The sequence below is a fragment of the bacterium genome (assembly GCA_036524115.1).
Classification (GTDB): domain Bacteria; phylum JAUVQV01; class JAUVQV01; order JAUVQV01; family DATDCY01; genus DATDCY01.
This window is the reverse complement of sequence record DATDCY010000360.1, coordinates 1-9,954: the sequence shown is the minus strand read 5'-3', so window position 1 is coordinate 9,954 and position 9,954 is coordinate 1. Positions and strand designations below refer to the sequence as shown.

Here is a 9,954-nt window from a genome sequence, read left to right as displayed (position 1 = left end):
CGCCTTCTCTGCTAAGTCGTGTCCAATTCTTTGTGACCCTGCGGACTGCGTGCAGCACCTCAGGTTTCCCTGTCCTTCACTATCATGCGCGCAGCAAATTCATTTGGATCTCATGGATCTCATCCAAACTCATTCAATAATTAATTCATTGATTGAGTTCTTACTACCTGTGGGGGTGCTTCTTCGCGAGCGTCTTCGCGCGGTCCTCGTCCCCGGTCGTGACGGCGAGCACCGTCATCGGCTCGGGCGCCGCGAGGTACTCCTCGAGGAACTCGCCGCGCCCCAGCTGGTCGAGACGCGTCTTCTCGACGTCGCGCAGCACGACGACCCGGCGCTCGCCCATGAACGGCAACGTCCGCGCGGCGCTGAACACCTCCGCGAAGTCCGCCTCGAAGGCGTGGAAGACCTGGACGTTGAAGGCGCGCGCCGCCTCCGGCACCAGCGCGGCGACCGCGTCGAGCGCCTCCTGCATCGTCCCCGCCTCGGGGCCCGAGAAGAAGTAGACCGGCGCGACCTGTCCCTTCGCCAGCGACTTCCGGAACTGCTCCGGCGTCATCCGCTAGAAGCCTTCCAGCATTAATCCGATGAGCTTCTGGCTCATGAGCTCCGAGATCCGAGCCAACGCCTCGTCCTCGCGCCGGTCGTTCTCCTCCAGGTCGTCCCCGATCGCGTAGTCGTGCCGCGCGACCACGCCCTTCTCCGCGAAGAGCGCGCGCCCCGTGGCGTTCGCGACAAGCTCGACGTCCATGACCACGGTGAGCCGGTTCGCGAGCGGCTTCTGGCTCGCGTCGAAGGTGATGGGCTCGCGCCGGTAGACGGCGACGACGCCCCGGATGACGCCCTGCGCCTCGGCGGCGGCACCCACGACGGTGACCTTCCCCGAGCTCACGAGCCGGTTGATGAAGTCCTCGGTGAGCTTCCGGCTGATGTCGCTACGGGTCGTCCGGTTCTCGAAGATCGGCACTTCGACACGGGTGATGCCCCCGGGGAGCTGCCCGCCGAACCCGACCACGCGGTAGCCGCAGGCGGCGCTGAGCAGCACCGCCGCGACGGCGGCGACCGCCGCGGCCCGCCGCCACGCCGCCGCCACCGCCCTCACCGTCCCGCGACGACGATGTTGAGGAGGCGCCCCGGAATGTAGACCACCTTGCGGACCTCGCCGCGGCCGGTCCACTCGCGCACCCGCGGGTCGGCCAGCGCCGCGGCGCGGACCTCCTCCTCGCCGGCGCCCGCGGGCACCGTCACCCGCCCCCGGACCTTGCCGTTGATCTGCACGCCGACCTCGACGGTCTCGTCGACGAGCAGCGCCGGGTCGAACGCGGGCCAGGCCGCGGCGCGCGCCTCGCCGGCGCCGCCGATGCGCTCCCAGAGCTCGGCCGCGAAGTGCGGCGTGAACGGCTGGAGCAGGAGCAGCAGGTCGTCCACCGCCTCGCGCAACGCCCCGCGCTCGGCGGCGCCCGGGGCGGCGCTCCCCTCCAGCTGGTAGAGCTGGTTGACCAGCTCCATCACCGCGCTGATCGCGGTGTTGAAGTGCAGCCGCTCGACGTCGTCGGTGACCTTCTTCACCGTGCGGTGCGCGCGCCGGCGCAGCTCCAGCCACGGTCCCGCGGCGCCGGCGGCGTCCGCCGGGCGGCCCGCGCAGATCTCCTCGGCGCGCGCCTCCACCAGGCGCCAGATGCGGTTGAGGAACCGGTGGCACCCCTCGATCCCCTCCTCGCTCCACTCCAGGTCCTTCTCGGGCGGGGCGGCAAAGAGCGAGAAGAGACGCGTCGTGTCGGCCCCGTAGGCGCGCACCATGTCGTCGGGGCTCACCACGTTCTTCTTGGACTTGGACATCTTCTCCCGCCCGCCGATCTCCACCGGGCGCTGGCAGGCGTGGCAGACCTTGTCCCCGCTCTCGCCGGCGCGCACCTCCTCGGGCCCGAGGTAGCCGTGCTCGGCGCAGCGGTAGCTCTCCATGCAGACCATCCCCTGCGTCAGCATGTTCAGGAACGGCTCGCCCTGGGGCACGAGGCCGAGGTCGCGCATCACGTGCGTGAAGAAGCGCGCGTAGAGCAGGTGCAGGATCGCGTGCTCGATGCCGCCGATGTACTGGTCCACGGGCATCCAGTACGCGGCGGCCTTCGCGTCCACCGGCGCGCCCGTCTCGCGCGGCGAGCAGTAGCGCAGGAAGTACCACGACGAGTCGACGAAGGTGTCCATCGTGTCCAGGTCGCGCTGCGCCGGGCCGCCGCACTTCGGGCAGGCGACGTCGCGGAAGGCCGCGTGCCGCCCCAGCGGCGAGCCGCCCTTCTGCGTGATCTCGATCCCCTCGATCGGCAGCACCACCGGCAGCTGCCCGTCCGGCACCGGGACCACGCCGCAGCTCGCGCAGTGGATCATCGGGATCGGGGTGCCCCAGTAGCGCTGCCGCGAGATGCCCCAATCGCGCAGGCGGTACGTGGTCTCGCGCCGCCCGCACCGCTTCTCCTCGAGCAGCGCGATCATCCTCTCCTTGGCCTCCGGCGTCGGCAGGCCGGTGCAGGGACCCGAGGCGACCGAGACGCCGTCACCCTCGAAGGCCGCGGTCATCGTCGCCGCGTCGAGCCCGCCCTCCGGCGGCTGCACGACGACGATCACGGGCAGGGCGTACTTGCGCGCGAACTCGAAGTCGCGCTGGTCGTGCGCGGGCACCGCCATGACGGCGCCGGTGCCGTACTCCATGAGCACGAAGTTCGCCGCGTAGACGGGGATGCGCGCGCCGGTCAGCGGGTTGATCGCGTGGGCGCCGGTGAAGACGCCCTCCTTCTCGAGGTCGCCGACCGCGCGCACGCTGCGGTCCTGCCGCGCGACGCGCGCGACGAATTCGCGCACCGCCGCCTCCTGCGCCGTGCCGCGCGAGAGCTCCGCAACCAGCGGGTGCTCGGGGGCGAGCGACATGAAGGTCGCGCCGTAGAGCGTGTCCTGGCGCGTCGTGAAGACCGTCACCGCGCCGGGGCGGTCCGCAAGCGGGAAGTCGACGCGCGCGCCGTGGCTGCGCCCGATCCAGTTGCGCTGCATCGTCAGCACGCGCTCGGGCCAGGTCGCCGCCAGCGCGTCGCAGCCGGCGAGCAGCTCGTCCGCGTACTGCGTGATCCGGAAAAACCACCCCTCGATGTCCCGCTGCACCACCGTGTTGGCGCAGCGCCAGCAGGCGCCGGCCTCGACCTGCTCGTTGGCGAGCACGGTCTCGCACCCGGGGCACCAGTTGACGCTGGAGCGGCGGCGGTAGACCAGGCCGCGCTCGTGCATCCGCAGGAAGAGCCACTGGTTCCAGCGGTAGTACTCCGGGTCGCAGGTGGCGACCTCGCGGTCCCAGTCGTAGCTGACGCCGAGGGCGCGCATCTGCTGCTTCATGTTCGCGATGTTGTCGCGCGTCCAGCGGTCCGGGTGAGTCCCGCGCGCCATCGCCGCGTTCTCGGCCGGCAGGCCGAAGGCGTCCCAGCCCATCGGGTGCAGCACGTTGAAGCCGCGCATCGTCTTGTAGCGCGCCAGCAGGTCGCCGATCGAGTAGACGCGCATGTGCCCCATGTGCAGCTTGCCCGAGGGGTACGGGAACATCTCGAGGCAGTAGTACTTCGGGCGGTCGGGGCGGGGCTCGACGCGGTAGGCGCCGCTCTCCTCCCACCGGCGCTGCCACCGCGCCTCGACCTCGGCCGGCTGGTATCGCTCGCTCATCGGTTTCCGTCCTCTCGCAGGTCGCGTCCGTCTCGTGGTGCGGGGCGATTGTAGTGAGGCCACCGGGGGAATTCAACCGCGACCACACGATCCGCGCGTGCGCGCGGATCCAGCAGGCCAGGAGCTGTTGACCTGCCGTGAATCACAATGATCGCAAGCCTGCTCTTCTGATCCGCGCGCCGGCGCGGATCCTGGCGGCGGTCGGCACGATTGCATTGCCACACCTTTCCTGTCAGAATAGCGGGGTTCTGCGGGCAGCCCCGGCGGCGCCAGCCGGCGCGGGGCATGAGGCGACGACACGTTCTGTTTCGGAGGTGTGAGCGATGCGGGTGATTCTCCTGGGGGCCCCCGGGGCCGGCAAGGGCACGGTGGCCAAGCTGCTCAACGCGCACGACGGTTCCGTCCAGATCTCCACCGGCGACATCCTGCGCTCCGCAGTCGCCGCCGGCACCGCCCTCGGCAAGGAGGCCAAGGGCTACATGGACCGGGGCGAGCTCGTCCCCGACTCGCTGATCATGGGGATCATGGAGCAGCGCCTCCAGGAGGCGGACGCGGCCAAGGGCTTCCTGCTCGACGGCTTCCCGCGCACGATCCCGCAGGCCGAGGCGCTCGGCAAGCTGCTCAAGAAGCTCGGCATCAAGCTCGACCTCGTGGTCAGCCTCGAGGTGCCGCGCGAGGTGATCCTCGACCGACTGACCACGCGCCGCACCTGCTCGAACGGCAAGTGCCAGGAGATCTACAACATCAAGTCCAAGCCGGCGGGCCCGGGCGACACGTGCCTCAAGTGCGGCTCCCCGGTCGTCCAGCGCGCCGACGAGACCGTGGAGGCGATCACGAAGCGCCTCGACACCTACGAGAAGATGACCGCGCCGCTGATCGACTACTACCGCCAGTCCGGCGTCTTCTTCTCGGTGCCGAACCTCGTGAGCAAGGAAGCCTTCGACGGCATCGTCAGGAAACTCGGGAAGTAGATCCGCGCGCACGCGCGGATCGGTAAAGGCAGGCTTGTGACCGAGCCGATGACCCGAGGCATGTCAACGGGTTCCGCCCTGCTGGATCCGCGCGCACGCGCGGATCGTGGGACGTAGTGATGCGCTTTCTCCTGCGCGCGGCGATCGCCGCCTTCGGGCTCTGGCTGGCCGCGCAGGTGGTCCCCGGGATCAGGTTCGACGGCGCCGGCGCCCTCGCCGGCGCCGCCCTCGTGCTCGGCATCGCCAACGCCGTGGTGCGGCCGGTGCTCGTCGTGCTCACCCTGCCGATCACGATCCTGACGCTCGGCCTCTTCCTGTTCGTGGTCAACGCCGCCACCTTCGCGCTCGTCGCCCTCGTGGTCCCCGGCTTCCACCTCGAGGGCTTCGCCCCGGCGCTGCTCGGCTCGCTCCTCGTGAGCTTCGTCGGGTGGGTCGGAACGGCGATCATCCACCCGCGCTGAGCGGCGACGCGCCGCTCCAGCAGGCGCTTTCCGGTCCGACGCGACCGGGTCCCTGCCCCACCGGGCTCAACAATTTCAGTTGAAAACAGTTTTGTCTTCTGCGACAATGCGTTACAATCATGGAGCGCATCTGGTGCCGCGCGACCTGTCTGGCGGTTGCGACCGCCACCGTGCTCCTCCCCTTTGCCGCCATTGCCGGCGAGGCCGGACCATCCGAGGCGCTGTCTCTCGAGCGCGGCCGGCGCGACCAGCCGCGGGTGGCGCTGACCTTCGACGGCGGCAGCGACGCCGGTGACACGGAGCTCATCCTCGCGGTCCTCGCCGACCGGGGCGTCACCGCAACGTTCTTCCTGACCGGCGAGTTCATGGAGCGCCACCCCGACTTGGTGCGCCGCATCGCCGCCGGCGGCCACGAGGTGGGCAACCACACCTGGTCGCACCCGCACCTGACGACCTGGGAGCGCACGCACCGCCACGACACGCTGCCGGGGCTCGACCGCGAGCGGATGGCGCGGGAGCTGGCGCGCACCGCCGACGCGTACGAGCGGCTCACCGGGCTGCCCCTCGCGCCGCTCTGGCGGGCGCCGTACGGCGAGCTCAACGACGAGATCGCCCGCTGGGCGGGGACCGCGGGCTGGCAGCACGTCGGCTGGTCCCGCGAGGGAGGCGCCGGCCGGCACACCCTCGACAGCCTCGACTGGGTTGCGGACCGGTCCTCGCGCAACTTCTTCGCGGCGTCGCGCCTTCTCGAGCGCATCCTCTCCTTCGACGCCCGCGGCGCCGGCCTCAACGGCGGGATCGTGCTCATGCACCTCTGCGCCAGGCGCGACGACCCGCTCTCGGCGCGGCTCGGGGCCCTCGTCGATGAGCTTCGCGCGCGCGGCTACCAACCGTGCACAGTCGGTGAGCTGCGTCGCGAGCTCGGACCGCCCGCGACGGTCGTCGCACTGGCCGCCCCGCAGGCCCTGCACTAGGGCGCCGCCGCTGGCCCTGCCGGCCCGGGTGGCGCGCGCGTGACCTGCGTCACCCCGTGTTGACCCGAGGACCATATCTTGTTAGATTGCCGATGGTTTCGGTGGGGGAGGTGTGTCTCCCCCTGAGGGCGGAGGGGCAAACAGGGCGATGTTCGAGAAGATCGCGCGCAACCGCGAGCTGCGGACAAAGCAGGCGATCCACCGGGGGATCTTCGAGGACAATCTGCGCCTGATCGGGCGCAGCACGCCGCGGATGGAGGTGCGCAAGCGCCTGCCCCGCGCCGCCAAGGTCGCGCTCTTCGGGGCGACGGTCGCCCTGGTCACGCTCTTCACGGGCAACGCCGTCTCGCCGATCTTCTTCCCCGTGCAACAGACGCAGGCGGGCTTCACCGCTGCGACGCCCGCCGCGCCCCAGGCCCCCGCGGCGTCACAGCCGCTCGACCCGCGCCTCTTCAAGGGCGCGCGGAACATGCCCCTGAGCCGCGCGTTCGACCTCGGCGTGCGCGCCATCATCATCGACCCCGGGCACGGCGGCGAGGACACCGGCGCCATCGGCCGGGGCGGCACGCGGGAAAAGGACCTCGCCCTCGACATCGCGCGCCGGCTCAAGCGCCGCCTCGACGCGCGCGCCCAGACCGACGTGCAGCTCACCCGCGACGCCGACCTCACCGTGCCGCTGGCCGAGCGCGTCGCGATCGCCCACGCGGACCACGCCGACCTCTTCGTGTCGATCCACCTGAACTTCGTCCCGAACAAGCCGATCAACCTGATCGAGACCTTCTACTTCGGCCCCGCCACCGACGCCGCCGCCTCCGAGCAGGCGCGGCGCGAGAACTCCGGCCAGGGCCCGGGGATGAGCGAGCTGCGCGAGATCATCGAGCGGCTCGAGACGCAGATGCGGCGCGAGGAGTCGCCGCGCCTGGCCGCGACGATCCAGGCCAGTGTGCTGCGCAACGAGCGGCGGGCGGACGCCGCCGTCCTCGACTACGGCACGAAGCGCGGCCCGTTCGTGGTGCTCAACCAGTCCGAGGTCCCGGCGGTCCTCGCCGAGGTCTCGTGCCTGAGCAACCCCGAGGAGGAGGCGCGCCTGCGGACCGAGGAGCACCGCGAGGGCATCGCCGCCGCCCTGGAGACCGGCATAATCGACTACCTGCGCAACGGGGAGACCATCCATGACGCAAAAAAGTGACGTCCTGTTCGTCGGCATCGACCTCGGCACCTCCCGCTCCTCCATCTCCGCCGGCAACGGCCAGCGCCAGTGGATCGAGAGCTACGTCGGCTGGCCGAAGGACTTCGTGGCGGCCCAGGTCGTCGGCAAGCCGGTCCTCTTCGGCGCGGAGGTGCTCGAGCACCGGCTGATGGTCGACGTCTGCCGCCCGCTGCAGCACGGCATCATCAAGGAGGGGATCGACCGCAGCGAGGAGGCGGTGAAGGAGATCATCCGCCATCTCATCGAGCTGGCCGGTCCCGGCGCGGGCCAGAAGGTCCACGCCGTCGTCGGCGTCCCCTCGGACTCGCTCAAGGTCAACCGCCTCGCCATCCGCAAGGCCGTCGCCGAGTTCGTCGACTCGCTGGTCGTGGTCACCGAGCCTTTCGCGGTCGCCTACAGCCTCGGCCTGCTGAACAACGCGCTCGTCATCGACATCGGCGCGGGGACGACCGACCTGTGCATCATGCACGGCACCCTCCCCGGCGAGGAGGACCAGAAGACGCTGCTGCAGGCGGGCGACTACATCGACGACCAGCTCTTCTCCTACCTGCAGGAGCGCTACCCGCGCTCGACGTTCAACAAGAACATGGTCCGCCAGTGGAAGGAGCAGTTCAGCTTCGTGGGCGACTCCCCCGAGGAGATCAAGGTCGTGATGCCCGTCGACGGCAAGCCGATGCTCCACGACATCAAGGCCGACGTCAAGCGCGCCTGCGAGAGCATCCTGCCGGCGATCGTCGAGGCGGTCACGCAGATGATCGCCCGCTTCGACCCCGAGTTCCAGGCGAAGATCCGCAAGAACATCGTGCTCGCCGGGGGCGGGAGCCTCATCGGCGGGCTGCGCGAGAGCCTGCAGGCGTCGCTCAAGGAGTACGGCTCGAGCCAGGTCACCTGCGTCAAGGACCCGCTCTTCGCCGGGTCGGACGGGGCGCTGAAGCTCGCGCAGGAGATGCCCGCCCAGTACTGGGAGAAGCTGTGATGCGCCGGGCGCGGGCCGCGGCGGCCGCGGCCCTGGCGTTCGCCCTGGCGCTCGCGGCCGGCGGGTGCAAGCCGACCACGACAACGCCGCTTGGCGTCGGCACCCGCGGCCCGGACACCGGCGCGGGGACCTACAGCGGCGCCTGGGCGAGCGTCTCCGCCTCTGGCGTCATCATGACCTTCGCGGTGTCCGGTGGGGACGTCGCCGGTCTCGTCTTCAATTTCCCCGAACCTTGCCTCGGCGTCGACTTCGAGGACATCCGGCTGCCGATCGAGAACGCCGCCTTCAGCTTCGACGGCGGCTACAAACTCGGGGGAAATGTGGTCGTCGAGGGCACATTCACCTCGCCGGACAGCGCCATCGTCAGCCTCTCGTTCTCGGGGTTCCCGGTCGTCCATGGCTGTTCGACCTCCGGCCGCGAGACCTTCACCGCGAGCAAGGTTCCCCTGCCCTAACGCACAGGAGGCACGACCGTGATTATCGTCCTCAAGCCCGGGGCCACCCAGGCCGAGATCGACCACGTCATCGAGAAGGTCAAGGCCGCGGGCTGCACGCCGCACCTCTCGCGCGGCGTCGAGCGCACCATCATCGGCGCGATCGGCGACGAGGCGGCGCTGCGCAACCTGCCCCTCGAGATCCTCCCCGGGGTGGACCAGGTCCTTCCCATCATGAAGCCGTACAAGCTCGTCTCGCGGGAGTTCCACCCCGAGCCGAGCGTCCTCGGCGCCGGCGGCGTGCTCCTCGGGGGCAAACGGGTCCACGTCATGGCCGGCCCCTGCGCGGTCGAGGGCCGGGAGATGCTCCTGAACATCGCCCGCCAGGTCAAGGCCGCGGGAGCCACCGTGCTGCGCGGCGGCGCCTTCAAGCCCCGCACCTCGCCCTACGCGTTCCAGGGACTCGAGGCCGAGGGGGTGCGCTACCTCGCCGAGGCCCGGGAGGAGACGGGCCTGCTCGTGGCCACGGAGCTGATGGACCCGCGCGACCTCGAACTGCTCGACCGTCACGTCGACTTCATCCAGATCGGGGCCCGCAACATGCAGAACTTCCGGCTGCTCAAGGAGGTCGGCAGCGTGCGCAAGCCGATCATCCTCAAGCGGGGGCTGGCCGCGACGATCAAGGACCTGCTGCTCTCGGCCGAGTACATCGTCGCCAACGGCAACCCGAACGTCATCCTCTGCGAGCGGGGCATCCGCACCTTCGAGGACTACACCCGCAACACGCTCGACATCGCGGCGGTGCCCTCGATCAAGACCCTCTCGCACCTGCCGGTCATCGTCGACCCCAGCCACGCGGGCGGCCGCCGTGACCTGGTGCGTCCGCTCTCGCTGGCGGGGCTGGCCGCCGGGGCGGACGGCCTCATGATCGAGGTCCACCACAACCCCGAGGAGGCCTTCTCGGACGGGCCGCAGAGCCTGCGCCCGGACGGCTTCGCCGCGCTGATGGAAGAGCTGCGGCGGCTGGCGACGTTCCTCGGCCGCGAACTCTAGCCGCGTCCCCCCGCAGATGACCGCAGCCGGGCGCCAGCGCATCCTCGTCATCGCGGGGCTGGGGCTGATGGGCGGCTCGCTCGCCCGCGCCGTCAAGGAGGGGGACCTGCCCTGGCGCGTGCGCGCCCTGGCGCGCGACCCCGCGACCCGCACGGCCGCGCTCGCGGCCGGCGCCGTCG

Annotated in this window: 10 protein-coding genes; 7 read left to right on the top strand and 3 right to left on the bottom strand. The window is 70.6% G+C overall.

Annotation, left to right across the window (positions count from 1 at the left end):
- Positions 1 to 163: 163 nt before the first annotated feature.
- From VI078_17675 to leuS, 3 genes are read right to left on the bottom strand one after another with little or no spacing between them, the layout of a single operon-like run.
- Positions 164 to 556: a hypothetical protein gene (locus VI078_17675; protein HEY6001118.1), complete on the bottom strand. Its 393-nt coding sequence runs from the start codon at positions 554 to 556 to the stop codon at positions 164 to 166.
- A gap of 3 nt (positions 557 to 559) precedes the next feature.
- Positions 560 to 1,090 (bottom strand): LPS assembly lipoprotein LptE, encoded by a 531-nt coding sequence (gene lptE, locus VI078_17670; protein HEY6001117.1) that lies wholly within the window; start codon positions 1,088 to 1,090, stop codon positions 560 to 562.
- A 5-nt stretch (positions 1,091 to 1,095) separates the two neighbouring features.
- Positions 1,096 to 3,696 (bottom strand): leucine--tRNA ligase, encoded by a 2,601-nt coding sequence (leuS, locus tag VI078_17665; protein HEY6001116.1) that lies wholly within the window; start codon positions 3,694 to 3,696, stop codon positions 1,096 to 1,098.
- A gap of 323 nt (positions 3,697 to 4,019) precedes the next feature.
- Between leuS and VI078_17660 the strand changes: the two genes are divergently transcribed.
- The 7 genes from VI078_17660 (at position 4,020) to aroF (ending at position 9,775) form a co-directional block, all read left to right on the top strand.
- A complete protein-coding gene (locus VI078_17660) occupies positions 4,020 to 4,667 on the top strand; it encodes an adenylate kinase (GenBank protein HEY6001115.1) in 648 nt (215 codons plus the stop codon).
- Positions 4,668 to 4,786: 119 nt separating this feature from the next.
- Positions 4,787 to 5,128: a phage holin family protein gene (locus VI078_17655; protein ID HEY6001114.1), complete on the top strand. Its 342-nt coding sequence runs from the start codon at positions 4,787 to 4,789 to the stop codon at positions 5,126 to 5,128.
- A 119-nt stretch (positions 5,129 to 5,247) separates the two neighbouring features.
- Positions 5,248 to 6,102, top strand: a complete 855-nt coding sequence (locus VI078_17650; protein ID HEY6001113.1) for a polysaccharide deacetylase family protein — start codon at positions 5,248 to 5,250, stop codon at positions 6,100 to 6,102.
- A 148-nt stretch (positions 6,103 to 6,250) separates the two neighbouring features.
- Positions 6,251 to 7,291 carry an N-acetylmuramoyl-L-alanine amidase gene (locus tag VI078_17645; GenBank protein HEY6001112.1) on the top strand — a complete coding sequence of 347 codons (1,041 nt, stop codon included), beginning with the start codon at positions 6,251 to 6,253 and terminating at the stop codon, positions 7,289 to 7,291.
- Positions 7,275 to 8,288, top strand: coding sequence for a MamK family actin-like protein (gene mamK / locus VI078_17640; protein ID HEY6001111.1), 1,014 nt, complete (start codon positions 7,275 to 7,277; stop codon positions 8,286 to 8,288). The genes VI078_17645 and mamK overlap by 17 nt, the downstream gene beginning before the upstream one ends.
- Positions 8,288 to 8,743 carry a hypothetical protein gene (locus VI078_17635; protein HEY6001110.1) on the top strand — a complete coding sequence of 152 codons (456 nt, stop codon included), beginning with the start codon at positions 8,288 to 8,290 and terminating at the stop codon, positions 8,741 to 8,743. Before mamK ends, VI078_17635 begins: the two co-directional genes overlap by 1 nt.
- Positions 8,744 to 8,761: 18 nt before the next feature.
- Positions 8,762 to 9,775 (top strand): 3-deoxy-7-phosphoheptulonate synthase, encoded by a 1,014-nt coding sequence (aroF, locus tag VI078_17630; GenBank protein HEY6001109.1) that lies wholly within the window; start codon positions 8,762 to 8,764, stop codon positions 9,773 to 9,775.
- Positions 9,776 to 9,954: the final 179 nt, after the last annotated feature.

Excerpts from the sequence above, each read along its gene's own strand:
- VI078_17675 (HEY6001118.1), bottom strand. The coding sequence starts at position 556 with ATGACGCCGGAGCAGTTCCGGAAGTCGCTGGCGAAGGGACAGGTCGCG.
- leuS (HEY6001116.1), bottom strand. The coding sequence starts at position 3,696 with ATGAGCGAGCGATACCAGCCGGCCGAGGTCGAGGCGCGGTGGCAGCGC.
- VI078_17660 (HEY6001115.1), top strand. The coding sequence starts at position 4,020 with ATGCGGGTGATTCTCCTGGGGGCCCCCGGGGCCGGCAAGGGCACGGTG.
- VI078_17655 (HEY6001114.1), top strand. The coding sequence starts at position 4,787 with ATGCGCTTTCTCCTGCGCGCGGCGATCGCCGCCTTCGGGCTCTGGCTG.
- VI078_17650 (HEY6001113.1), top strand. The coding sequence starts at position 5,248 with ATGGAGCGCATCTGGTGCCGCGCGACCTGTCTGGCGGTTGCGACCGCC.
- VI078_17645 (HEY6001112.1), top strand. The coding sequence starts at position 6,251 with ATGTTCGAGAAGATCGCGCGCAACCGCGAGCTGCGGACAAAGCAGGCG.
- mamK (HEY6001111.1), top strand. The coding sequence starts at position 7,275 with ATGACGCAAAAAAGTGACGTCCTGTTCGTCGGCATCGACCTCGGCACC.
- VI078_17635 (HEY6001110.1), top strand. The coding sequence starts at position 8,288 with ATGCGCCGGGCGCGGGCCGCGGCGGCCGCGGCCCTGGCGTTCGCCCTG.